The sequence below is a fragment of the Thermodesulfobacteriota bacterium genome (genome assembly GCA_040754335.1).
Lineage (GTDB): Bacteria > Desulfobacterota_D > UBA1144 > Nemesobacterales > UBA2774 > 2-12-FULL-53-21.
Genome location: JBFMCV010000001.1, coordinates 516054 through 541373, shown reverse-complemented (window position 1 = coordinate 541373; position 25320 = coordinate 516054). Strand labels below are relative to the sequence as shown.

General features: G+C 55.6%; 23 protein-coding genes. 15 read left to right on the top strand and 8 right to left on the bottom strand.

What is annotated here, in order from left to right:
* Positions 1-28: 28 nt before the first annotated feature.
* Positions 29-1066 carry a M42 family peptidase gene (locus tag AB1598_02565; GenBank protein ID MEW6143880.1) on the bottom strand — a complete coding sequence of 346 codons (1038 nt, stop codon included), beginning with the start codon at positions 1064-1066 and terminating at the stop codon, positions 29-31.
* 192 nt (positions 1067-1258) lie between these two features.
* Between AB1598_02565 and AB1598_02560 the strand changes: the two genes are divergently transcribed.
* A complete protein-coding gene (locus AB1598_02560; protein ID MEW6143879.1) occupies positions 1259-4123 on the top strand; it encodes a choice-of-anchor I family protein in 2865 nt (954 codons plus the stop codon).
* A gap of 63 nt (positions 4124-4186) precedes the next feature.
* Here AB1598_02560 and AB1598_02555 read toward each other — a convergent pair whose 3' ends face one another.
* Positions 4187-4921 (bottom strand): SDR family oxidoreductase, encoded by a 735-nt coding sequence (locus AB1598_02555; protein ID MEW6143878.1) that lies wholly within the window; start codon positions 4919-4921, stop codon positions 4187-4189.
* A gap of 397 nt (positions 4922-5318) precedes the next feature.
* Complete coding sequence (locus tag AB1598_02550; protein MEW6143877.1) at positions 5319-7013, bottom strand: thiamine pyrophosphate-binding protein; 1695 nt, start codon at positions 7011-7013, stop codon at positions 5319-5321.
* Between the two features lie 248 nt (positions 7014-7261).
* Between AB1598_02550 and AB1598_02545 the strand changes: the two genes are divergently transcribed.
* The 3 genes from AB1598_02545 (at position 7262) to AB1598_02535 (ending at position 9346) form a co-directional block, all read left to right on the top strand.
* Positions 7262-7867 carry a diadenylate cyclase gene (locus tag AB1598_02545; protein ID MEW6143876.1) on the top strand — a complete coding sequence of 202 codons (606 nt, stop codon included), beginning with the start codon at positions 7262-7264 and terminating at the stop codon, positions 7865-7867.
* 11 nt (positions 7868-7878) lie between these two features.
* On the top strand, positions 7879-8532 hold the full coding sequence (locus tag AB1598_02540; protein MEW6143875.1) for a metallophosphoesterase family protein: 654 nt from the start codon (positions 7879-7881) through the stop codon (positions 8530-8532).
* Positions 8533-8704: 172 nt separating this feature from the next.
* On the top strand, positions 8705-9346 hold the full coding sequence (locus AB1598_02535) for a hypothetical protein (protein ID MEW6143874.1): 642 nt from the start codon (positions 8705-8707) through the stop codon (positions 9344-9346).
* Between the two features lie 246 nt (positions 9347-9592).
* Here the strand turns inward: AB1598_02535 and AB1598_02530 are convergent, their stop codons facing one another.
* A complete protein-coding gene (locus AB1598_02530; protein MEW6143873.1) occupies positions 9593-10207 on the bottom strand; it encodes a YceI family protein in 615 nt (204 codons plus the stop codon).
* 203 nt (positions 10208-10410) lie between these two features.
* Positions 10411-11244, bottom strand: coding sequence for a hypothetical protein (locus AB1598_02525; GenBank protein ID MEW6143872.1), 834 nt, complete (start codon positions 11242-11244; stop codon positions 10411-10413).
* 205 nt (positions 11245-11449) lie between these two features.
* Between AB1598_02525 and AB1598_02520 the strand changes: the two genes are divergently transcribed.
* The gene (locus AB1598_02520) at positions 11450-11938 is read left to right on the top strand and encodes a GNAT family N-acetyltransferase (GenBank protein ID MEW6143871.1); all 489 of its coding nucleotides are present in this window, start codon (positions 11450-11452) and stop codon (positions 11936-11938) included.
* A gap of 299 nt (positions 11939-12237) precedes the next feature.
* On the opposite strand, the gene AB1598_02515 is transcribed toward AB1598_02520, so the two are convergent.
* The 3 genes from AB1598_02515 to AB1598_02505 form a co-directional block, all read right to left on the bottom strand.
* Complete coding sequence (locus AB1598_02515) at positions 12238-12774, bottom strand: IPTL-CTERM sorting domain-containing protein (GenBank protein MEW6143870.1); 537 nt, start codon at positions 12772-12774, stop codon at positions 12238-12240.
* A 213-nt stretch (positions 12775-12987) separates the two neighbouring features.
* Entirely contained in the window at positions 12988-13518 is a 531-nt protein-coding gene (locus tag AB1598_02510; protein ID MEW6143869.1) for an IPTL-CTERM sorting domain-containing protein, read from the bottom strand.
* A gap of 18 nt (positions 13519-13536) precedes the next feature.
* Positions 13537-14067: an IPTL-CTERM sorting domain-containing protein gene (locus AB1598_02505; GenBank protein ID MEW6143868.1), complete on the bottom strand. Its 531-nt coding sequence runs from the start codon at positions 14065-14067 to the stop codon at positions 13537-13539.
* 128 nt (positions 14068-14195) lie between these two features.
* Here AB1598_02505 and AB1598_02500 point away from each other — a divergent pair, with 128 nt between their 5' ends.
* The 10 genes from AB1598_02500 to mtaB all read left to right on the top strand — a co-directional run bounded on the left by AB1598_02500 (position 14196) and on the right by mtaB (position 25316).
* Entirely contained in the window at positions 14196-14708 is a 513-nt protein-coding gene (locus AB1598_02500; protein ID MEW6143867.1) for a histidine phosphatase family protein, read from the top strand.
* 49 nt (positions 14709-14757) lie between these two features.
* Entirely contained in the window at positions 14758-15249 is a 492-nt protein-coding gene (rraA, locus tag AB1598_02495) for a ribonuclease E activity regulator RraA (GenBank protein ID MEW6143866.1), read from the top strand.
* 260 nt (positions 15250-15509) lie between these two features.
* The gene (locus AB1598_02490; protein MEW6143865.1) at positions 15510-17384 is read left to right on the top strand and encodes a radical SAM protein; all 1875 of its coding nucleotides are present in this window, start codon (positions 15510-15512) and stop codon (positions 17382-17384) included.
* A 541-nt stretch (positions 17385-17925) separates the two neighbouring features.
* Positions 17926-18942 carry a methyltransferase gene (locus AB1598_02485; protein MEW6143864.1) on the top strand — a complete coding sequence of 339 codons (1017 nt, stop codon included), beginning with the start codon at positions 17926-17928 and terminating at the stop codon, positions 18940-18942.
* Between the two features lie 55 nt (positions 18943-18997).
* Complete coding sequence (locus tag AB1598_02480; GenBank protein ID MEW6143863.1) at positions 18998-20131, top strand: FAD-dependent oxidoreductase; 1134 nt, start codon at positions 18998-19000, stop codon at positions 20129-20131.
* Positions 20132-20480: 349 nt separating this feature from the next.
* On the top strand, positions 20481-20792 hold the full coding sequence (rplU, locus tag AB1598_02475; GenBank protein ID MEW6143862.1) for a 50S ribosomal protein L21: 312 nt from the start codon (positions 20481-20483) through the stop codon (positions 20790-20792).
* A gap of 19 nt (positions 20793-20811) precedes the next feature.
* Positions 20812-21072 carry a 50S ribosomal protein L27 gene (gene rpmA / locus AB1598_02470; GenBank protein MEW6143861.1) on the top strand — a complete coding sequence of 87 codons (261 nt, stop codon included), beginning with the start codon at positions 20812-20814 and terminating at the stop codon, positions 21070-21072.
* A gap of 297 nt (positions 21073-21369) precedes the next feature.
* Positions 21370-22608: a hypothetical protein gene (locus AB1598_02465; GenBank protein ID MEW6143860.1), complete on the top strand. Its 1239-nt coding sequence runs from the start codon at positions 21370-21372 to the stop codon at positions 22606-22608.
* Positions 22609-22932: 324 nt separating this feature from the next.
* On the top strand, positions 22933-24021 hold the full coding sequence (gene mnmA / locus AB1598_02460; protein MEW6143859.1) for a tRNA 2-thiouridine(34) synthase MnmA: 1089 nt from the start codon (positions 22933-22935) through the stop codon (positions 24019-24021).
* A complete protein-coding gene (mtaB, locus tag AB1598_02455; GenBank protein ID MEW6143858.1) occupies positions 23994-25316 on the top strand; it encodes a tRNA (N(6)-L-threonylcarbamoyladenosine(37)-C(2))-methylthiotransferase MtaB in 1323 nt (440 codons plus the stop codon). The genes mnmA and mtaB overlap by 28 nt, the downstream gene beginning before the upstream one ends.
* Positions 25317-25320: the final 4 nt, after the last annotated feature.

Genomic DNA, 25320 nt, shown 5'->3' with positions numbered 1-25320 from the left:
TTATTCCGCATTATGCGTAATAAGTATATCAGCGCGAAGGGTCTTTCCCAAAGTCTCCTACGCTTTCAATGACCGCGTGTATCAGGTCTATCGTGTGCCCTATGTCGGATTTATAGGCGAGGCAGCTGGGGCTGTGGAGGTAGCGCACCGGGACCGATACCGAAGCCGCCCGCGTGCCCTTTCCAGTGACCTGCATGGCCGTCGCGTTGGTCGAGCCCGCCTTCTTCACGGTGATCTGGTAGGGGATTTTTTTCAGCTCAGCCGTTTTCATTATAAAGTCGCTGAACGGCCTGTGTGCGACGAGGAACCTGTCGGAGAGCCTCACTTCAGGGCCCTTGCCCGTATTTGCGAGCGTCTTGTGCTCCGATATGCCCGGCACGTCCATGGCGACCGTGCCCTCTATCGCAATTGCGAAATCGGGCTCTATCGCGGGCACTATCACGTTCGCGCCCCTGAGCCCCACCTCCTCCTGGACGGTAGCGGTTAGATAGAGGTCGCAGGAGAGCTTAGGCTTTCTTTTAAGCGCTTCGATCATTACGAATAACCCGACCCTGTCGTCGATTGCTTTGGAGATAAGCGCGTCCTCAGTCTCTTCGAACGGGTAGTTGAATGACGCAACGTCCCCGACCCTGACGAGCTCCCTGACCTTGTCCGCCGAAAGCCCCAGATCGACGACGCAGTCCTCGACCTCGGGCACTTCCTTGTTGTTCGAGTTCCGGCTCACATGGGGAGGTATGGCGGCTACTGTCCCGGTGACGGGTTTTCTCCCCCACACTGTTATCCTCTGCGCGTAAAAGACCCTCGGGTCCATGCCGCCTAAAGGGATGACGTGGAGGAACCCTTTGGCGTCGATATGGCTCACCATGAACCCCACCTCATCCGTATGGGCGTCGATGACGAGCTTGGGCCCCTTTCCGGGGACGCGGGCTATGATATTGCCGAGGGCGTCCTCTCCGATATCTTGCGTGAATTCGGAGAACGCCTCTCTTATGATCTCCTTTACAGGCCCTTCGTGGCCGGGGAGGCCCGGCGCTTCGCATAGTTTCTTGAGTAAACCCAGGTCCATTGGAGAGATGATTATAACAAAGCAAGGAAAGAATTCCAGTTTCCGGTTTTGTAACCGATAACGGCCGCGTCGCGTTTATCATCGCCTTCTTAACTCCCGGTTAACCGGCAGTTAACCATGGCTTTATAAAAATCGCCGAAACTCTCTCTGCTTCTCGAATCAATTAACAATCAAACAAAGGAGGAAGTGAGAATGTCGAGATTCCTATATATCGCTTTAATCATTCTATCGGCACTGCCGGCATCATCCATGGCAGGCATAAATCTCACACCGATAGGGACATACGAAACGGGGGTATTCGAAGACGGCGCTGCCGAGATAGTCGCCTACGACCCTGGGACCGAGACCGTATTCGTCATAAATGCTGACCAGTCGGTCGTAGAAGCGATCAGTATTTCGGACCCGACCGCGCCGACCCTCTTGTTCTCAATAGACGTGGCGGTGGATCTGGGTCTCTCAGTCGGCGGAGTGAACAGCGTCGACGTGAAAAACGGCATAGTCGCAGTCGCAACTGAGAATGCGGACCCGACCATGAACGGCTACCTTGTGTTCTACGATACAGCGGGCGCATTCCTCGGGTTCGTTAACGTGGGCGTGCTCCCCGACGCGGTAAAGTTTTCGCCTGACGGCAGAACACTCGTCGTCGCTAACGAAGGCGAGCCCGTCGAGGACGGCGGCGGCAACCTGATAGCAAACCCGCCGGGGTCAATAAGCGTAGTAAAAATCCCGTCAGGCGTTCCCTCGGCAACCGTAACGACGCTCGGATTCGGCGCGTTCGACGGCAGGGAAGCCGAATTCACGAACAAGGGACTGAGGCTCCAGGAGGGGGTTCCGATGTCGCTCGAGCTAGAGCCCGAATTCCCTGCGATATCCCCCGACGGAAAGCAGGCCTTCGTCACCCTGCAGGAGGCAAACGCGTTCGCAGTGGTCGATATCGCGACGCCCAAAATAGTCGACATACTCCCCGCAGGGTGGAAAGACCACAGCACGGGGCAGCCCGGCCTCGACCTCTTTAAATTCGACGAGCTCCCGCTCATAGGCATAGACGCGAACAAGCTCAAGATAAAACTGGGCGGATTCTCGGGCCTCCATTACGACGGTTCGGGAAAGAAAGGAGTGCTCAAATTCCTCACCGTTTCCGACAGGGGACCGAACGGCGCGGACGTCGTAAACGGCTCGCGTACGTTCAACCTCCCCAAATATCAGGCGAGGATAATAGCGTTCGAAACAGAGAAGAACGGCGGCGGGCACGGGAGACATAACGATTTCGGCGGCCATGATGGTGAAGAAGCCGAAATAACGAAAACCATACTTTTAACCCGCGCGGACGGGAAGACGCCTATCACGGGCCTGCCCAACATACCGGGCTTCGACGAGATACCGGTTGACGCGAAAGGGAATCCGGTCAAATACGACCGCTTCGGAGCAGACCTCGAAGGGATAGTCAGGGACCCCATAGATAACTCTTTCTGGATGGTGGACGAATACAGGCCTGCGATATATCACTTCACGGACAAGGGCAAGTTGATAGTCAGGCTCGTCCCGGAAAACACGCACCTCCTCGGGGATTCGGCTTTAAAGATTGCGCAGTTCGGCCCTAACGCGAACAGCCCGGGATTCTACGGAATGGAGACGCTCCCGGAGGTCTACAGCAAGCGGAGGGTGAACCGCGGGTTCGAGGGCACGGCGCTCGACCCCGACAAGAGGATCCTCTATGCGTTCGTACAGTCCCCGCTCGATAACCCCGACAGCTCGGCCAGGAGCTCGCGCGTTCTCAGAATACTGGCTGTGGACGTGGACGAAAGCTCTCCTGATTACCTGAACCCCGTCGCGGAGTACGTCTATCTCCTCGAGAGGCCCGCGCACACGCCCGACGACGTGGACAAGATAGGCGACGCGGTCTTCATAGGCGAAGACAAGTTCCTGGTCATAGAGAGGGACAGTGCGCTCGTATCGACCGCCAAAAAGTTCGTATTCGAAATAGACCTGAAAGGGGCCACGAATATCAGGAACCTGCCTCTCGCGGACCTCGCGGCCGGCATGACGCTAGAAAAGCATTCGCCCGACGCGCTCGTTGATCTCGGGATCATACCCGTCTTCAAACGGAAGGTGCTCAACCTCCCGTCGCTCGGTTATCTCCCGAGCGATAAGGCGGAGGGCATAACGATCCTGCCGGACGGACGTATCGCCGTGATGAACGACAACGATTTCGGCATAGAAGCCTCCGCAGGGTTCAAGCCGGTCCTCGGCCTCATCAAATTCTCCGAAGGCAACATGCTCGACGCATCCGACGATGACTCCGCGATCAATATCCAGAACTGGCCGGTGCTGGGCATGTACCAGTCGGACGGCATAGACAAGTACAGCTATAAGGGCGCAACCTATTACGTTACCGCAAACGAAGGCGACACCAGGGATTTCGAATTCTTCTCGGAGGAAGAGAGGGTGAAGGACCTGGACCTCGACCCGGACGAATTCCCGGACGCTTCCACGCTTGGCGACGACGAGAACCTCGGCAGGCTCAAGACGACCAATATCATAGGGGACATCGACGGAGACGGCGATAACGACAGGATATTCAGCTTCGGCGCAAGGTCTTTCTCGATATGGGACTCCTTCGGAAACCTCGTTTACGACTCAAGCGACGATTTCGAGTTCATAACGGCGGACGCCTTCCCAGCGCAGTTCAACTCGGATAATACCGACAACGATTCGTTCGACTCAAGGAGCGACGACAAAGGGCCCGAGCCCGAGGGAGTGGTCGTAGGCAAGATCGGGCAGAAGACGTACGCGTTCATAGGGCTCGAGAGGATAAGCGGAATAATGGTGTACGACATCACGAAGCCGACTTCGCCCAAATTCGTCGAATACATGAACAACCGCAACTTTGCCGTAGATGCACAGAACCCGGACGACAGCTCGAACCCGCTTGCCGGCGACCTCGGGCCGGAAGGATTGTTCTTCGTCCCTTCGAGCGAAAGCCCGAACGGAAAGGCGCTCCTCGTCGTTGGAAACGAAATAAGCGGTACGACCACGGTATATGAAATAGACGAGTAAGAAGAATTGAGTAGACGACGAGTAGAAGAGGGGGGACAATATGTTCCCCCTTTTTTATCACTGCTAAAGCCCCCAACCGCCGCTTAGATGTATATTAGTCCCGTTCACGTACCGCGCCTCATCGGATAAGAGAAACAAAGCCGTGTCCACCGCGTCCTTCGTGCTCCCTATGTATCCCGCGGGTATCGTCTTGACCATGCTTTCGAGCTCCTCCATCGGTGCGCTTCCGGAGTAGATAAAACCGGGAGATATGGCGTTCACAGTTATGCCGTGAGGGGCCAGGAGCCTCGCGAGCGAGCGCGTGAGGATGAGCACGCCCGCCTTGGCGATGTAGTGGGCCGTTATCTCCGTCTGCGCGCTAAGTTTATCCGCGTTAGCCATGCCGAAATTGATTATCCTCCCCCAGCCGCGCGATTTCATGCCTTCGGCGACTGTGCGCGAGAGATAGAAAACGGGGTGGAGGTTGTTGTCGAACATCTCGTGCCAGCCTTCGACCGACTCCTTGAGCAGGTTTACCCTGTGATAGGGCCCCGCGCAGTTTATGAGCGCGTCTATCCTACCCCATTCGCCTTCGACCTTTCTAACCAGGTCTACCGCCGACGTGGGGTTCGACACGTCCGACTTATAGTGGACTCCCCTGGCCCCGCTGGATTCTATATCCTTTACGGTTTCGGCGGCTTCTTTCTTGCTCTTCCTGTAGCATATTGCGACTGACCACCCCCTCTCCGCGAGCGCAAGCGCTATCTCCCTGCCGATCCCCCTGGCCCCGCCTGTTACAAGAGCTACTCTCTCAGGCATTTCTGCACTCCTCCCGATGCTTGAATCAATAAAATAATAGTGCATTGCTGTCTTTATTACCATTCCGACTCACACATAGTGCGTCTCTCCACCCTTGTCTCCAGACGTCTCTATATAGTCACGCTGAACCCTGAATTGATCCCGTATCAAGTACGGGACATGGTTCAGGGCAGGCTTGTTTCAGCATCTCACCTTTTCATTTTTATTTCCTCATAGGGAAAAGGTGGAGCGGCAGGGTGGATTAAAAATTACTCGCGGCTGGCCTGTCCCGAACTTGATTCGGGAACTCGCTCCTACAAGACCCGAGATTTTAACTTTTGCAGGAGCGCCATCCCTTCGACTACGCTCAGGACGGGCGTGGCGCGAGGAAAAAAATAATTAGTCTGAATTTTTCCCATCACCCGCACATGGGAGGACGGCCGTTGTTGGCGGACACGCGGCTACCCCATTCGAGGAGCTCCTTGCTGCAGTCGTCCCTGTCTATCATCACCTCGATCAAACTCAAACCATCATTGGAGAGGGCCTTCTTTACAGCCTCGTCGAGCTCACCTTCCGTCCTTACCCTCACGCCGAACCCGTTCCCCTCGCCGGCGTTGAAAACGTCGACGAGCCCCGCGTAGTCCCAGTTCTTGATGTTGTTGTAGGGGCCGTCGTGTATCTCGACCTCAATCGTATAGCCGCCGTTGTTGATGAGGAATATTATCGGATTGAGCCCGTAGCGTATCATCGTAGAGAGCTCCTGCGCCGTCAACTGGAACGAGCCGTCGCCGACGAACGTGACGACGCGCTTTCCTTCCGCGCTCCCGAGCGTATAGCCGAGCGTCGCTCCGACCGACCATCCGATCGAGCCGTACTGCATCTGTATCTCGAACCCGCACCCTTCGGGGAGCCTCAGCTTTATCGCGTTGAACCACGAGTCGCCTGTTTCCGCGATAACCGTGTTTCCCGACGTGAGCATTTCCCCGACGCGCGCAAAGAGCCTCCTCGTCGTTATAGGCGCGTCCTTCTTCACCGGAGGCTCGGGCGCGAGCTCGACTCGAATCCTGTTGTATGCGGAGAGGGAAGCCCCGTTGGGCTTTACCTTCCCGGCGAGCGCTTCGAGGAAGTCCGAGAGCGCTATGTCGCTGTACGTCACGCCGGGGAGCTTCACGAAATCGGGCCCCGCGTGGATGAGCTTTTCCGGCTTTATCAGTGCCGAGAAGCCGCACGTCGTGTAGTCCGTGAACACGGGCCCCGCAAAGAGGTACGCGTTCGCCGATTCAACTATCTCAGCCGTACCGGGGCTGCTCACCGGCCCCCAGTAGGTGCCGATATAACCCGGATGGTTTTCAGGGATGATTCCCTTAGCCTCAGGCATGGACGCGACGGCGTATTGCGATGCGTCCACCAGTTTTCTGAAAGCCTCCGCCGCGCCGAACGGACGGAGCTTCGCGCCCGCCACGAGCACGGCTTTCGCCGCCGAGGAAAGGAACGCTGACGCCTTCTCGACGGCCTCTTCGAGCGCATCGGGGTGGCTCACGGGTTCCTTGCGGAAATATTTCCTCTTCGGAGGTGGCACCTTGAGCCCCGCCAGGTTGCACGGAATCTCGAGGTACACGGGCTTCTTCCTGAAGACACACTTTTCTATCGCCTTGTCTATGAGATAGGGAGCGTCCTCCAGGTGTCTCACGATCACCGACATGGCCGTCGCATGGGAGAATATGTCCCTCTGATAACTGTAGCGCACCTCACCGCAGGTGTGATGGAGCACCTGGTTTTCCATCTCTGAATTCGTGTTCGGTCCGCCGGATATTATCAGCACGGACAGGTCCTCGGCATATGCCCCGGCTATAGCGTTAAGCGCGCTCAAACCTCCGACCGAGAAAGTGACGACCTGTGCCGCGACGCCGTTCGCTCTCGCGTACCCGTCGGCTGCGTATCCGGCGTTGAGCTCGTTGCAGCAGCTTATCATTTTGAGGTCCCCGTTCTTCAAAAACTCGTCAAGAAGTATCAGGTTATAGTCGCCCGGCACTGCGAAGTAATGCCTTACGCCCGCTTCCGCGAGCCTCGATGCGATGTACGACCCTACTGTAACCTGAGTGTCCGCGCTCATATTCTCTATCTCCTATGTATATGGTCTCCGAGTCTGCAAAACCGGAGCATGGCCGTGTTCCCGGCCTGGAATTACAACACTAAACATATCACCAAAAACGGCGAGTCGCCGCGGAAATGCGAAATCACCGCGAGCACCGGTTTGAGCGGAGCATGTTCGAGCGAATCTATTATCAGCGGCCGTTTTCCGCACGGGCGTAAGAATCCTTTATCAGTTATATTAATCTACATCGATCGAGGGGTGCTTATATGGATATAGCGAAGAAGATAGAGGCTCACAGAAGGCTCGTTTCGGGCATATGCTGCCCCGAGCGCAAGGTAGATCCCGAAAACCTGAAAAGCGTGCTCAACCTCGCCATGGAGATTGCCAGGGAAGGGAGGGAAGGGAGAAAGATAGGGACCATGTTCGTGATATCGGACACCGATTCAACGCTCCTCCGCTCCCGCCCCATGATACTCGACCCTCTTTACGGCCATCCCGAATCTCTGAGACACATCGGAGATCCCGGCATGCGCAATACAGTAAAGGAGCTCGCCCAGCTCGACGGGGCGTTCATAGTATCGGATGAAGGTATCGTGCTCTCGGCGTGCCGCTACATTGACGCCACTTCGGAAGGGCTCGACCTGCCGCTCGGGCTCGGGAGCAGGCACATGGCTGCCGCCTCGATAACCAGGACGACCAACGCCGTGGCGATCGTCGTCTCGGAGAGCTCTATGGTGCGCGTATTCGACAACGGTGCCATCGTCGGGGAGATCATCCCCGAGCTCTGGATGCTGAGGCAGTACGGCGCCCAGTTCAACGACGAGCTCGTAACCGATACCGTCACGGAAGAAGGGGTCATCACAAGGAACTGACGGCTTGCGGTATGAAAATAATCAACATCGCTGACATACACGGGAACATCAAACCTGTAGACGCGATCGGAGGCGCGCTTTCCTCGGCGGACCTCGTCATAATCTCGGGCGACCTGACGCAATTCGGCGGCGAGAAAGACGCGCGGGACGTGCTGGAAGCGGTCGGGAAATATAACGGGAAAATACTCGCCGTAACCGGGAATTGCGACACGAAGGCGGTCGACATATACCTCTCCTCGTTGAAAATAAACCTCCACGGGAAAACCGTCAGCGTCGACGGGGTCTCTTTCACCGGGGCGGGAGGTTCTCTCCCATGTCCGAGCCCGACGCCAAACGTCTATACGGAGGAGGAGTACGAAGAGTTATTCGAAGGGACTGAAGCTGACGAGGATGCAGGGCCGGAGATACTGGTCTCCCACCAGCCCCCGTACGGCACGCTGAATGACAGGCTTACGAACGGGACACACGTGGGAAGCAGGGCCGTGAGGAAATACATAGAGCGCCGTAAACCGCTCGTCTGCTTCACAGGGCACATCCACGAGGCGCCCGGGATAGATGTAATAGGCGTGACGAAGATAGTCAACCCGGGCCCCCTCGGCACGCGCTCCTACGCCTTTCTCGACGTTACCGACGGAATAAACGAGCTCGAGATAAGGAAGTTTTGAACAGAAAATTCTATTAAATAAATGGAAATCCTCCCTGACCCTCCTTTACAAAAGGAGGGAAGGAAGCAAGATACTGAAACCCGTCATGAAACTGCTCAGTACATATATATTTTCCATATTTATTGATAGATATATAACAATCCTAAATCAATACTTCAAATATCTACTCCCCATGCTGGCCCCGGTATCCATACTTCTGGGAACCCACCACTCACATGCACAGGAGCAGAAATACCACCCTCTCGAGAGCTATATGGTCAAATACAAGGTCGAGGGGAACAGCACCGGGGAAAAGACCGAGTATTCGGGCGAGTGGGGGAGGACGCTGTGCTGGACCGAAACGACGGAGGTGAAAATACCGGACGGCGATCCCTTCAGGATTAACGAGAAGGTGATAACCAGGATCACGGGCGGGGAGCAGTGGATTATCAAGATAGACCTCGACAAAAACACTGGGACGAAGGTAAAGAACCCGATGTTCCCGGAGATATATAAGCGCATAAAGGGCAAGGACCCTGCCGAGTTCACAAAGGAATTCATGGCGAACACAGGCGCCAAGCCCGGAGTCGAAAAGACGGTCGGCGGGGAAAAGTGCAGGGAATGGGATATAGGGGAGGGTGCAAGGACTTGCCTCACAGGAGACCTCGTCAGGGTCGAGTCCTCGCTCGTGCTCGAGAAACTGTCCGTCAAGGAAACGGCTGTCGATGTCAAACGAAACGTCCCCGAGCCCGCGGACATATGCGGCACGGGCGGCGCTGTCATCACCGAAACCGCTATTCAGGAGAAACCCGGCGGGGAAATAAAGGTCGAGTAGGCGCACAAGGTGTGCTCTCATATATGATAATGAGAATTACTCACCGCTTCCTTTCAAACCAAAACGGGCGTATTTCAATACCCCAAAATCAAATCCCCCCCTAACCCTCCTTTACAAAGGAGGGAATTAAAAGCATTTTCCCCTTCGAAAAAGGGGGATTTAGTTTTTCCGCTTCTCACGTAAATAATCGCGGCTGGAAGCCGCTCCTACAGATATTTAGAAACTCATACAAGTTAAATTTTCCGACTACCCCTTCTTCTTTATCCCTTCCACCTCGAGCTCTATCTTCACTTCGTCCCCTACGACGAGACCGCCCGAGTCGAGCGTCTTGTTCCAGGTGATCCCGTAGTCCTTCCTGTCGATCTCGGTCTCGGCCGTGAACGCGGTGCGCTCGTTCCCCATCGGGTCGGTAGCCTTGCCGCCGTACTCGGCGTCGAGCTCGACATGCTTCGTAACGCCGTTTATAGTGAGGTCGCCGACGATGGTGAAATCCTCACCGTCCCCTTTCTTTACTTCCTTGCTCTTGAAGGTTATAGTCGGGTATTTCTCAACGTTCAGGAAATCGGGGGATTTCAGATGGTCGTCCCTCTTCTGCTTGTTCGTATTAATGCTTGCGGTGGTGATGGTCGTCTCCACGCTCGAGTTGCTTATGTCCTTGTCGTCGAACGTGTACGACCCTTCGACCAGGTCGAACCTGCCCGTGACGGTGCTTATTCCCATGTGCTTAACCTTGAAAATGACCTGGGAGTGGTCGGGGTCGATCGCGTATGCCTCGGCCTCGGCCCGCGATTCGCTCATGTCAGCGAGAACAAGGGAGACTACAGCTACAAGCACAGCCACAATACCTTTTGCGAATTTCATGTTTAATTCCTCCTGTTTAAGAGTTTATACGCATACAGCATAATTAAACCTTTAGATGAGCGGAAAGTTTCAGGGATTCAGACAAATACCACGCTTTCCGGGCGTATCTACAAATTATGCAACGATCGCGGCCGTGCGGAAGGAACATTCAGCTCTTCCGGCCGTTTCGCGCAGTCGTATTTCCGATAGCGGATGGAGGCGGGTCAGGCTTTAGCCGCCTTCTTCCTCATAACAATGTAAGCGCCAATTCCGATCATCCCCAGTATGACCGAGGTCAAAATCATCCCCCACTCGCCCAGCGTCGGGATCGGCCTTACTGCCGGTATCTCAAGTCCGGCGAGCTGAAACGACAGGTCGGGGGAATCGGCGCCGCAGTCGGCCTGAGCGGGGGTGAACTGCACGCATCCTGAGCCGAAGCCGTCGCCGGGGTTCTCCCAGACGAACGGGCTAAGCCTCTGTACCGAATTTTCATGCCAGAACCACTGACCGTTCTGAATGAAGCCTATGTTAGCCTGGACCGATACCCAGTATATGCCGGGCTCGAGCTTGCACGGGGAGGGGAGATCGACCACGAAATTGGGCACGGTGATGTCTTCGGGCAGTATGTCCTCGTATACGCACGGCGAATGCAGAGTATCGGGCAGGCCGTCCTTGTCGGTGAAGAAGTACACGTTCAGCGAATCGATGATGTCGGGCGTGGTGTCGTCGAAAGCGCCGAACGCGTAAACGGTTTGTATGATCCAGAAGAAACCGCCGCGCACCTGGAAATCGTCAGCAGCGCGCGTATCGAAATGGTCGAGCACCCCTCCGCCGTCCGTAAAATCCTGGGACGAAATGTCGGTAGAAGCTATGCCCGCCGTCTGGTCCCATAAAACATCGGGCGGCACCGACACCGCGGGCGGCGTATCGATATCCTCCATCAGCTGGCTAAGCGCGGTCTCGCTCGATAACAGACAAAAGACGGAGTTAAACAACAAGATGATGACAATGTACTTCGGATATGGGTATAGAGAGCAATTGAATCCTTCACGGAACATACTTTCATCCTCCTTGCGGAAAAGGCTTAAATATCACGGTAAAGTAATCAATTACGAACTTAATTTTAACAGAAACGTCAACTCGCAACAATTCCGTACATATCATTGGGCAATCACGCGCCGCACGGAGCCGCCTGTATCGAATATGCCAATTTGACTATATATTTTTTATATTCATCTTAATTCCCGCAATAGGGAGATTCCAATGCCCGAGATAAATATCCGTGAAGCGAAGACCGGTGACGCGGTCCGTATGGCCGAGATACTGAGGGAGATCGGCTGGTCCGAGAGGAGGAACGCGCTCCCGCTCAAAGAAGTGGCAGAGCCCATCGAAAAGCTGATAGCGCACTGCCGCCGCGACAGGGGAGGACACACTATTATCGTCGCCGTCGACAAAGACGACACCGTGACCGGGTTCCTCAACGTCCACTGGGTCCCGTTCATCATGCTCGGCAGCCTGGAGGGATACGTATCCGACGTATTCGTGAGCCCTTCAGCGGGCGGCATGGGAGTGGGAAAGGCGCTCGTCGAGCGCGTCATCGAGGAGGGTAAGCAAAGGGGCTGCATGAGGCTTATGCTGACTAACGGCAAGGAGAAGCTCTCATACAAGACCGGATTCTACAAGAAGCTCGGGTGGACCGAGAGGCCGTCCGTCGCCAACTTCGTTTACTACTACAGGGAGCCGTGGTCGTAAGAAGCGCAGACCATCCGCTCGAAAACAATCCATACGTATTTCCTTTGCTCACATCAACATTGAAGCAAACCCGTTCATACTTCGACCCTTCGACTTCGCTCAGGACAGGCTCGCAGATCAGCATTGTCCTTGCTCCCTTATTTGGCGAATGCTGAGGAGTGACGGAGCAAACATACATGTGCGCAGATTCTGCACCTCAGTACGAACGGGTTTGTTAATGATTTGTCATTCCCGCGAAAGCGGGAATCACATCTTTTCAATTGAATCCTATCGCGGCTGGAAGCCGCTCCTACAAATTTTTACACAGCCTGCGCCTTTCTGCGCTTAATAGCGAAGAACACAGCAATCAAAGCCAACCCAGCCGCAGCCGCGAGCATACCCCACTCGGAGAGGGTAGGGATAGCCGGTACCCTCAGATTAATGAACGTGCACGTTATGAAACCCTCGGACAAACACTCTACGCTCACGCCGTTCTCACTGAACGTAGTACTTACGCCTGGAGCAGTGTCACATTCGATATCCACGAGCTGCCATCCTTCGAAGGGATCCTCAATAATCTCAGCGCTCTGACCGGGTTCGAGGCCGCGCCCCGTACAACGTCCGTTGGCGGCCAGTGTAAATTCGGTCACCGTTTGTCCGCTTATATCGGTGAACGGAAAGAAGACCGCGTCGACCTCGGATTCAGCGGGCGGCAGCTGGGGTGCGCTTTTACAGATCGTCACACCGCAGGCCGGCTGCGCGGTAGCGGTATCGGAGAACGAAAGGATCACTAACAGTCCTAATGCAAACAAAAAAAACATGTAAACAGGCAGTGTTTTATTCTGATACCTATTCATATACCCATCCTCCTTCAAGCTCTCTATAAACAGATTTTAAAACAAATCGTGCTTCTTAGCAATCGGAATTATCGGGAATGCATATACATACCCGGATAAAAAAGCCTCTTTCTCCGTAACGGAGAAAGAGGCTTCATGCATTCCAATCTTCTTTCATCAACCCGCTCATCCTTCGACATGCTCAGGACGAACGGGTCAAGGACATATCCTGCATCACGCAGCTTGAGCCTTCCTCCGTCTCATTGCGAAGAACACCCCTATCAGCGCAAGCCCCCCAGCCGCGGCGATCATGCCCCATTCGGAGAGAGTGGGTATCGGTCTCGCACCTCTCACGTTCGTGAACGTGCACGTTATCTCGGTTCCGCCGAGACAATCGAGGCTTACACCGTTCTCGATAAATGTTACGTCGATAAGCGCCGAATCGCTGCACTCGACATTTTCGAGTGTCCATCCTTCTGGAACACTTTCAACTATCTCGAGATCATTCCCGCCGAATGCGTCGCCGAAGCAGGGGCCGTTGGCGGGCAGGCTTAATACAGTGCCCTGACCGCCTTGCTCGATACTGTAGAAAAAGAAGAACGCATCTTCTTCAGACTCCGGAATCGGAAGGTCCGGTGATTCTTTACATAGGGTCAACGCGCACTGCGCGTGCGCGCTGTCGTTAAGAGCAGGTGCCAACAGCAAACCAGCTACGAAAAGCGTAAATATGAAAACCGGCATCATAATTCGCGAAATATAATTCATGGACATCCCTCCTTTGATTCAAATGCTTAGCGCTTTCTTACGCCTCACCGCGAAGAACACGCCTATCAAAATCAACCCCGCCGCCGCCGCTATCATCCCCCACTCGGAAAGCGTGGGTATTGGGCTCGCACCTCTCACGTTCGTGAACGTGCACGTTATCTCGGTTCCGCCGAGACAATCGAGGCTTACACCGTTCTCGATAAATGTTACGTCGATAAGCGCCGAATCGCTGCACTCTACGCTCTCGAGCTCCCATCCCGGAAATGAGTCCTCGACGATTTCAAGATCGTCTCCGCTGAAAGCAAGCCCTTCACATTCGAAGTTTGCAACTATTCCACCTGAATCACTATCACCTCCTTGAGAAACAGTGAAGGGAAAGATAACAAAATCTTCCGGCGATTGAGGAACCGGAAGCTGGGGAGCGCTCTTGCAGATGCTCACGGCGCACTGCGCGTGGGCGGTGTCGCTGAACGACGGTATCAGCAGCAGAACCGCGACAGACAAGATAAGAACATAAAACGGTATGGCCTTACGTAAATAAGAATTCATAGATTCCTCCTTTAAATGATAAATTGGCTCAATTATAAAAGAGTAAAGAGGATTAAGCAATACAGTAACGTAACGACCGCCTTGCCATCCTTCACCCGGATGTTAGCATTTAAAATAAGGTGCTATCAATGGCGAAATCAAGAAGACTCTTCCTGGTCCGCCACGCGAAATCGAGCTGGGACGACATATCGCTCGACGACAGGGAGAGGCCGCTTAACGAGAGGGGCAAGGAAGAAGCTCCCAGGATGGGGAAGCACCTGGCGGGCTACGACATCAAGCCCGACATGATAACGTCGAGCCCGGCCGTGCGCGCCCTCAAGACAGCGGAGAAGATAGCGAAGGAGCTCGGCTTCAAGAAATCGGACGTGGTCGCGGACGAGGGCATCTATACCTTCGGCGGCGGCAGTCTCATGGACGTCGTGAGGGGGTTCGACGACAAGTACAGGTCCGTGATGATGGTCGGCCACAACCCCGCTATCACCTCCTTCGCGAACGAGCTGTCTAACGCCGGCATAGACAACATCCCCACCTGCGGCGTGGTGCTGCTCGAGTTCGACGCAGCTAAATGGAAAGACGTAGGGAAAGGCGGCGGCAGGCTCCTCGAATTCGACTACCCGAAAAAGCTCTGGGGCAAGGCTTGATATTTCCCCGGGCGGCTGTATAAATTCCCCTTAATCAGGATTAACCGGCATGGAATACTCGACCCCAGACCTCACAGACCTCTACCCCTCGCTCGTCCGGGTCGCCGAGCCCGTCTTCAGGGACTTCGGCGGCAGGCGCTCCTTCGGCGGCGAGATCGTCACCATCAGGTGCTTCGAGGACAACTCCCTCGTCAAGGACAACGCCGGCAAGCCCGGACACGGAAAGGTCATGGTTGTCGACGGCGGCGGGTCTGTCAGGAAGGCGCTTCTCGGGGACCTCATTGCGGAGACCGCACAGAAGAACGGGTGGGAGGGGCTGATTATATACGGCGCCGTACGGGACGTGGACGCCATTGCCGCGCTCGGCCTCGGCGTCAAGGCGCTCGCCTCGATCCCGCTCAAGACCGAGAGGAAGGGCGCGGGCGAGCTTAACATACCCGTAACCTTCGCGGGCGTTACCTTCAGCCCCGGCGAGTACGTCTACGCAGACAGCACGGGGATCATAGTCTCCGCCGAGCTTTTAATAATGCCGCGCGGGTGATCTCCCTCTTCCTTAGGAAGGAAAGAACAAACATCGCGGCTGGAAGCCGCTCCTACAAGAGTTAGGTTGTATTTTTGTAGGAGCGAGTTCCCGGGTCAAGTTCCTGAATCAAGTTCAGGACAGGCCGGGACAGGCCTGGCGCGAATTTAAGCGAAGCCGCTCTCCTTCCCTCAAAAATCTATTGCTAATAATAAGAAGATAATCTAAAATGGAGGGGGGTCATTATACGACCACCCGGTTCCTATATGAGCGGAGGAGCGATGAAACTTTTACTCATTAATCCGAGATTCCCTGAAAGCTTCTGGAGCTTCAAATGGGCCGTCGACAACATAATGCCCGGGAGCATCAGGACCATAAACCCGCCCCTCGGGCTCGCCACGCTCGCCTCGCTCTGCCCGCCAGGCTGGGAAATCGAGATCGTAGACGAAAACATAGAAACAATTCCGCTTAACCCCACTGCGGACATTATTGGCATATGCGGGATGGGGGTGCAGTTCCCGAGGCAGAAGGAGCTCCTCCGGTTTTACAGGAACAGGGGCTATTACGTCGTAGCGGGCGGTAGCTACGCCTCGCTCTGCCCCGAATACTTCGAGACCCTCGCCGACACTGTAATCGCGGGAGAGGCGGAATACATATGGAAAAGGTTCTGCGCCGACTTCGAGAAAGGCGCGCCGGGGAAGCTATACAAGGAATGCGGAGAGGTATCGCTCGAAGACTCTCCCACGCCACGCTTCGACCTCCTCAAGCTCGACAAATACCAGGCGGTGAGCCTCCAGTTCTCGAGGGGGTGCCCGTACCGCTGCGAGTTCTGCGACATCATAGTCATGTTCGGAAGGAAACCCAGGGTGAAGTCGTTCGAGCAGGTGGGGAGGGAGCTCGACGAGCTCCGGAAACTTGGAGTCACAAACGTCTTTTTCGTCGACGACAACCTGATAGGCAACAAGCCCGTCGCGAAAAAGCTCATGTCATATCTGAGGGACTATCAGATGGAGCACAATTACAAATTCCTCTTCGGCACGGAGGCGTCACTCAACATCGCCCAGGACGACGAGCTCCTCGACCTCTTCACGCAGGCCAACTTCGGCTGGGTGTTCATAGGCATAGAGTCCCCGGACGAGGGGAGCCTCAAAGAGACCCTCAAGTTCCAGAACACGAGGTCCGACATACTCGGCTCCATCAGGCACATATACTCATACGGCATAGAGGTGCTGGCGGGCTTCATAATAGGATTCGACAACGACACGCTCCGCACGTTCGACCTGCAATACAACTTCATACAGAGCTCCGGCATACAGGCCGCGATGATCGGCCTCCTCACCGCAGTGCCCAAGACGCCTCTTTACGAGAGGCTCGAGAAAGACGGGCGTCTGATTAAAGACGCGAGCGGGACAGACAACACCAAGCTCGGCACGAACCTCATACCGAAGCAGATGTCCTACGAGGAGATGGTGAACGGCTACCGCGACCTGTACTTCAGGCTCCTCGACGACCGCACCATCGCGGACAGGATCAACAACAAGACAATGCACATGAAGAACCCGCTATTCAGGAGCACCTACGGCATAGCCGAACAGTTACGCTCGCTCATGAGGTTCATTATGAACGGCATAGTACCGGGCGGCCTCCCGAGGGCCTATCACTTCCTGAGGACTTTCCCTTTCACTAACCCCTCAATGGTCCCTCTCGTCATACAGGACTGGACCATAGGGATATCGATGAGGAACTACGTAGACCGCCATTTCATAAGGGTCACGGACGAAGAAGGGAGCCTCGCCAGGAACCACCTCGCCACGTTCGAAGAGACGTTCGAGCGCTACCTCAACAAGGGCGTGCTTGAGGTGTCGCTGGGTAAAATGAGGAACGCAGCGCACAACCTGTCGATCTCGATAAAGGGGATGCTCGACGTCGATTTCTTCGACCACATCGGGACGCACATTGAAAATATACTCCAGAATTCGCCCTCGTCGGTAACGCTCAAGATCGAGGAGCTGCACGAGGCGGAGCGCCACCACCTACACAGGCTCTTCGAGCGGCTCTCCCGATACGGGGACAGGATCTACGTCGCCGTGAACGAGAAACTCCGCGACAAGGTGCACATCGATTCCTCAGTGTTCAACCTGGTGCTGGAAGGGTGACACACATACGTGTGTTTTATGATTCTCCTGAAACCCCTTTGCCTCACCACTTACAAGCCAAAACCGTTCACGCTGAGCTTGCTATGTTTTTCCCCCTTAGAAAAAGGGGAACAATTCCGACAAATCGGAGGAATTGGTCGGTGCTGATATACGGCACAGAACTATCTTAATTGGAGTTACGCAGCTATTAAATCTAAATTAAGGGGAATTTAAAAATAAAAAAGAAAAATCCTCCCTGATTTGGCTTATCTTACGCTTGTACCGAGCTATACAACCCAATAGCAATCAGCGCATGGCGTCCGATTGCACGCTCGCTTGCAATCGTCCTCCTTTTCCAAAGGAGGGAATGAAAAATTCGCGCGGCAATCTCACGAATAAAGCGAGATGTTGAAACAAACCCGCTCTGAACCATGTCCCGTACTTGATACGGGATCAATTCAGGGTTCAGCATGACAATAAATAGCGGACATTGTCCGCCCCTTTTGCTTTTCTTTTCCCAGATTCACACAAAACCGCCAAATTTACAGGTATTATGATTCCCATGAAAGACCATTTTCCCATAATGCGCACAGCCTTCGGGTTCTGGGAATCCAAGGTGCTGCTCACGGCAGTCGAGATGGACCTCTTCACGCTGCTGGGCACGGGCTCAATGACCGCAAAGGAAATCGAGAAAAAACTCTCCCTCCACCCGAGGGGGACGTACGATTTCCTGGACGCGCTCGTATCGATGGGGTTCCTCGACAGGGACGGGGACGGCCCGGGCGGGCTCTATAAAAACAACGAGACCTCGCGGCACTATCTCGACAGGAACGGCGATACGTACGTGGGCGGCATCCTCGAGATGCTGAACGCACGCCTGTTCAAATACTGGGACGACCTGCCGGAAGCTCTCAGGACCGGGCAGCCGCAGAACGAGATAAAGCACAGCCAGAAGCCCTTGTTCGAGGAGCTTTACGCGGACATCCCGCGCCTGGAGCAGTTCATGGGGGCGATGACCGGGCTCTCGCGGCAGAATTTCACAGCGCTCGCCCAGAAGTTCGACTTCTCCCGGTACAGGACCCTCTGCGACGTGGGCGGCGCTGCGGGCGTCTTATCCATCGCGGTCGCGGAAAGGCACAGGAACCTCGCGTGCACATCCTTCGACCTCCCTGTGGTCGAGCCCATCGCTAAGAAGTCGATAGAGCGGGCGGGGATGTCGGACCGCATCAAGACCGCGTCCGGCGACTTCTTCAAGGACCCGCTGCCGAAGGCAGACGTTATAACGATGGGGATGATACTCCACGACTGGAACCTCGAGAAGAAGAAACACCTGATAAGGTCTGCCTACGAAGCGCTGCCCCCGAAAGGCGCGTTCATCGCGGTCGAGAACATCATAGACGATGCCCGGCGCGAGAACACTTTCGGGCTCCTCATGTCCCTCAACATGCTCATAGAGTTCGGGGACGCGTTCGACTTCACCGGGGCCGATTTCAGGGAGTGGTGCGGGGAGGCCGGGTTCAGGGAATTCGAGGTGCTGCACCTGCTTGGCCCCTGCAGCGCGGCTATTGCGTATAAGTAGGGATCCGGGCGCTGCCGGACTCATCCGTCATTATTATTTCCAGGGGGATATTTCTATGAAGACGCGCGTCCTGATTCTTGGAGCGGGTTTCGGAGGCCTCGAGCTCGCCACTCTGCTGTCGGAGACGTTCGGAGATGAGGTCGATGTGACCCTCATCGACAAGAGCGGCCACTTTATTTTCGGCTATTCGAAGCTCGACGTGATGTTCGGACTGAAGGAGCCTGATGCGGTCCGCCTGCCTTACAGCAGATTCGTAAAACCCGGCGTACGCTTTCTCCAGCAGACGATTACGTCGATCGATCCGGACGCGCGGCGCGTCACGACAGACGCCGGCAGCTATGAGTCCGATTTCCTGATCGTTGCGCTCGGAGCAGACTATGACCTCGACGCCACACCGGGACTGGCCGAGGAGGGGAGCGAGTTTTACTCCGTGGCCGGGTCGGAGCGGCTGCGGCGTGCGCTTCAAAATTTCTCGAAGGGCAGCGCAATCATCGGCGTTTCCGCAGCGCCGTTCAAGTGCCCGCCAGCCCCCAGCGAATGCGCGCTTCTTCTGCACGATTATCTTACGGAAAGGGGAGTCCGCGGCAAATGCGAAATCACGCTGGTGCTCCCGTTCGGGAGCCCGGTGCCGCCGTCGCCGGATACTTCCAGGGCCCTCGTCGCAGCCTTTGCGGAGCGCGGCATCAGGTTCGTCCCAGGACGCCGCGTCGCGTCGCTCGACCCCGGACGAAGGTCCGCGGTGCTTGACGACGGCAGCGAGCTGCCCTACGAACTGTACCTGGGCGTGCCCAGGCACCGCGCGCCTGAGGTCGTCGAGTCGAGCGGCATGGCCGAGAACGGCTGGGTCCCTGTAAACCCGAGGACGCTCGAAACACGGTTCGCCGGGGTCTACGCGATTGGCGACATTGCTAATACCGGGACGCCCAAGGCAGGCGTTTTCGCGGAGGGGGCGGCACGCGCCGTCGCGGCTTCGCTGACCGCGCACATAAGGGGAGGCGTGCAGCCCGGCGGTTACAACGGCGCGGGCTCATGCTACATCGAGTTCGGCGGCGGACGGATAGGGCGTGTGGACGTGGATTTCTTCTCGGGGCCTTCGCCTACGGGCACCTACCACGAGCCTTCAGTCGCCTTGCGGTCAGAGAAAGAGCATTTCGGTTCCAGCCGGCGCGCCCGCTGGTTCGGCCTGTGATTCAAGCGGCCGCTTTTAAGCGTGGTTTCCTTAAACCGGAAGTCCCGCGAGCGGCGCGTCACACGAGCCGGGGAGGGTGAACAAAACGTCACCCACCTGTTCAGAATATGAACACCCCTATTCAGAATATGAACACCCGGGTGTTCAAAATATGAACACTAAGGAATACACAGTTGAAGGAAGCACAGGGAAGGAATACACAGTAATAAAAGAAGCGCGCAAAAAACAAAAACGCGCTCATGAAGAAGCGCGAGCTTCTTCGTCTTCCGTATCACGTGCTTTAAAAAATTTGACAACTCGCCATTAATATGAATAATTTTCCCTTTCACACAAGCGGGAGGAGTATATCATGCAGGCGGTAATAAAGACCGGCGGAAAACAGTACAGCGTGAACAAGGGCGACGTGATCGACGTAGAATTGCTGGACGGAAACCCCGGCGACGAGGTGGAATTCAAGGAAGTACTGCTGGTTGCGGACGAAGGCGGCACGACAGTAGGCTCGCCCGTCGTCGACAGCGCGGTAGTCAAGGCGAAGATACTCGGCACGAAGAAGGGCGAGAAGCTCGTAGTATTCAAGTTCAGGAGAAGGAAGGACTTCAGGAAAAAGACGGGGCACCGCCAGAAGTTCACATCGGTCGAGATCACGGATATTTCAAAGTAAAGCGGGGAGATAACTTAACATGGCAACAAAAAAAGGCGGCGGAAGTTCTAAAAACGGTAGAGACTCGATAGGCAGGAGGCTCGGCCTCAAGAAGTTCGGCGGCGAGTCGGTCAGGGCGGGGAACATACTCGTGAGGCAGCGCGGCACGAAGTTCCACCCCGGGCTCCACGTCGGAATAGGACGCGACCACACCCTCTTCGCGCTCAAGGACGGGGTCGTCGAGTTTCAGACGTTCGAAAAAACCAAGACCAGAATCAATATACAGCCCAAAGAGGCTTAGGCACGGTCCCAGGAAACCGGACAAACTTCGAGACCGGCAGCCGTCCGGCACACCATCGGGAGAATCAGGCCCGGCATCCCCCAGAATCAATCCCCACCTGCATGACGGTTTCGCGCGCGCCTCAGGCGCGAATAAGACGCCGGGAATTTTCTTAACACTCTGTTAAAATTTATCTTTACTAGGTAAATTTTTGCCAGTATTATGAAGGTAGCTTTTTCTTTTCAGATATACACCAGAGACGGATGCCATCCCCGCTTGCGCGGCGCGTCCGATCAGACAGCCGGAGAAACGAGGTAAATGGGATTAAAGTCCAGGATAGGGAATCTGTATTCGGGAAACGCGCTCGTTCTCGCTTTCATCTTCATCCTGATATCGGTATTGATCTCTCTCTTTAACTCTTACTATTTCACCACCACTATCACGGAAGAAAGGGGACAGGAGCTGGCAAGGCTCTTCGAGGGCACGGGCAAGAGCTTCGCCGACACCTCGAAGGACATACTCAATTCGAGAAGCGACATAGTCTATATAAAACTGCTCAACGCGGAAGGGATACTCCTCGAAAGCTTCGGCGGCGAAGAGTCGGAAGGCCTGGAGATCATACCGATAAGCACGCCCGAGAACAACACTATCGTGCTCGGCGTCGCGGGGAAGGACTGGAAGAGCCTCATACTGTCGTCCCTCATGTGGAGCGCGCTCATAGGCATAGCGGTCGCTGTAGTGATCATATTCATATTGTCTCTCTTCTCGGGTGGAAGGAACGAAGCGATGGAGAAGCTCATCGCGGCGATGAAGAGTGTCGCGCGCGGAGACCTGGCAGGAGCCAGACTCGACCCCGAATCGTCAGACGACGTGGCAACGATAAGGGCGTATGAGACCTTCAACCAGATGGTAGACCGCATGAAGCGGAGGGAGGACGTCGAGGAAGAGCTGCCGCCGTTCCAGCCGACTCTCATATCCGCCCGCGACGAAGAAGACGAGGAAGAGGAAATCCACGCGAGGCCCCGGAACGTCACGGTCGTCGTAGCGAAGATAGCCGACTTCAATGAGCTCTCGAACACGCTCAAGCCGGCGGAGTTCAACGCGTTCCTGGCCGATTACAGGAAAGCAGCCTCAGCCATAATATCCAACTACGGAGGCGTCATCGAGGCGCTTCTCAAGGACGAGATAGTGGCGTTCTTCAACGCCCCCGAAGAGCAGGTGAACGCGGAGTTAAAAGCCGTGTGCTCGGCCGTCGAGGTGCTCCAGCTCCTGGCCAGCATAACGAGGGAGCGGAAGATAGAGGGCAAGGCCGCGATAAGCGGGAAGATAGGCATAGGCATGAAGTCCGTCCCCGTATATGATGACTCCGGCATGCCCCACGGCGTGAAGGAGGTTACGGACATGGCGAGGAGGATATGCACGGTAGCGCCAGTGTGGAGAGTCATCGTGTCGGCCGACATATACGCGCTTGTGAAAGATTTCGTCGAGGCCCGGGAGCTCAAGCTCGGGAACGATCACTACTACTCCATAGTCGGCGTCGAAGAGGGCGTGGTCTGAGAAATCGCTTACCTCATCCACCATCAACAACGAAACCAAATCCGTTCGTCCTGAGAATGCCATTTATTTTCCCCCTTAGAAAAAGGGGGATTATGGGGGATTTATAAGAAAAATCCACCCTAACCCTCCTTTACGAAAGGAGGGAATTAAAAAATCTCATTAACAAATCGGGAATCTCGTCTTTTCATAAACCACACTACGTGTGTCGCGGCTGGAAGCCGCTCCTACAATTCGGGTAGGAATCCCGTCCGGGCAGGACAGCACGCCTGTATCCACAAGGATTTGTCTCATTTTCGCGCCTAGGGTAATCTTTCTGACACTATTATGGACAGAAAGCGCATAGTCGTCGCCATGAGCGGCGGCGTAGACAGCACCACTGCAGCGGCGCTTCTCAAAAAGGAAGGCCACGACGTCATAGGCATTACCATGCAGCTTCTGGAGTATGGAGAAGCGGAAGGGGGGTGCTGCTCCCTCGACCAGGTCGTGGACGCGAGGAGGGCGGCTTCCTCTCTCGGATTCCCCCATTACGTCGTCAACTTCACGGAGGAGTTCGATAGATACGTCCTCACAGATTACGTGGACAAGTACATGTCGGGCAAGACCCCCATCCCGTGCGTGCTCTGCAACAAGCACGTAAAGTTCGACCTCCTTCTGCAGAAGGCTCTCGACCTCGGGGCGGATTACCTGGCGACAGGGCATTACGCGAAGATAGAAAGGGACGCCGGAGGACGGCTCTCGCTCAGGAAGGCAGCGGACGAATCGAAGGACCAGACCTATTTCCTCTACACGCTTACACAAAAAGAGCTCTCCCGCCTGATGTTTCCCCTCGGGGACATGACCAAGGACGAGGTCAGGGATATAGCCAAGGGCTTCGGGCTCAGGCAGGCGGAAAAGCCCGACAGCACGGGAGTCTGCTTCGTCCCTGACGGGAATTACAGGGATTATCTCACTGCCAGGTCCGCATTCACCGAAGCGAAGGGCGATATATTGAACTCCAGGGGCGACGTGCTCGGGACGCATAAAGGCGTCTTCTCCTTCACGGTCGGGCAGAGGAGGGGCCTCGGCATAGCCGCCGGCAAGCCAATGTACGTCACCCGCATAGATCCCGGCGCAAACCGGGTCTACGTCGGGGAGAAAGACGAGCTCTACGGGATGAAACTCGTTGCCGAAAATATAACATGGGTAGATAATGCATATATCGACAATATGTTAGACGGTATAATTGAAGTAAAGGCGAAGGTCAGGTACAGGCACCCCGAGAGTGCTGCTACACTCAGGATGTGGGGCCCGTCCGGGGGCATGGTCGAGTTCAAAGACCCCCAGAGGGCCATCACCCCCGGCCAGGCGGTCGTGTTCTACAGCGGAGACAGGGTGCTCGGCGGCGGATGGATCAGAGAGGTGCTCCCCCAGTGAAGAGCATCTCCGTCGTGACCCTCGGCTGCAAGGTGAACCAGTACGATACGGCCGCTATCCTAAACAGGCTCCCCAAGAGCAAGTACGTGAGGGTCCCTTTCCCCGAAAAGGCGGACGTTTACGTGATAGACACGTGCACGGTGACGCACAAGGCCGACGCCGAGGCGAGGCATTACATACACAGGGCGCGCAGGGCCAACCCGGAAGGGGTCGTCGTCGTAACGGGCTGCTACGCACAGGTATCGGCTGACGAGATAAAGGATATTACCGACGCCGATTACGTCATAGGCAACTCGCACAAGTTCTCGGAGCTCCTGAGAGTCATAAGGGAGGGGGAGACCCAGAGCGAGCCGAAACTCTACATTTCCGACATATTCAGGGAGAAGAAAAAGGGGTTCGAGACGCCGGGCATAGAGTTTTTCCCCGGAAGGACAAGGGCGTTTTTAAAGGTGCAGGACGGCTGCAACTACGCATGCACATTCTGCATAATACCTCGGGCGAGGGGCAGGTCGAGGAGCTTGTCCATAGACGAGATACTCCGCAGGATGGAGAAGCTCGCAGAGGCCGGGTATAAAGAGATAGTCCTCACCGGAGTCCACATAGCGAGCTACGGGAGGGACATAGGCTCGAGCTTCGGGGAGCTGGTCCGGGCGATAGAGCGGGAGAAGATAGTGAGGCGCGTGAGGCTCACCTCTCTCGACCCGGCCGATACGGAGCCTTCGCTCATCGAGTTCATCGCCGGGTCAGAGACCATATGCCCTCAATTCCACATCGCGCTCCAGAGCGGGGACGCCGGTGTATTGAAAAGGATGAGGAGGCGCTACGCCCCCGACAGCTTCCTCGCAATTACGAACCTCATCCGGGAGACTATGCCCGACGCGGCCATAGGCTCGGACATAATGGTCGGTTTCCCCGGAGAGACGGAAGAGGAATTCGTGAACACGTACGAGACCGCAGGGCAGTCGGCGCTCACTTACTTCCATGTATTCCCGTATTCGAAACGGAGGTCCACGCCCGCAGCGTCCATGCCCGGACAGGTGCCGCCGGGGACGATAAAGGAAAGGAGCGCGCGGCTCCGGGAGCTCGGACTCAGAAAGAAAGCCGAATTCTACGGCCGTTTCATAGGACGCACGCTCCCCGTGCTCGTAGAGAAGGGAGGGAAGGGCACGACTCCCAACTACATACCCGTAAGGCTTACGGGCGGTGAGCACGAGCCGGGGGAAGAAATTGAAGCCGTGATCACCGGCATATCGGCCGGGGAGGCATTGGCATCTCCTATCCGGGCGGCCTCCTGACCTC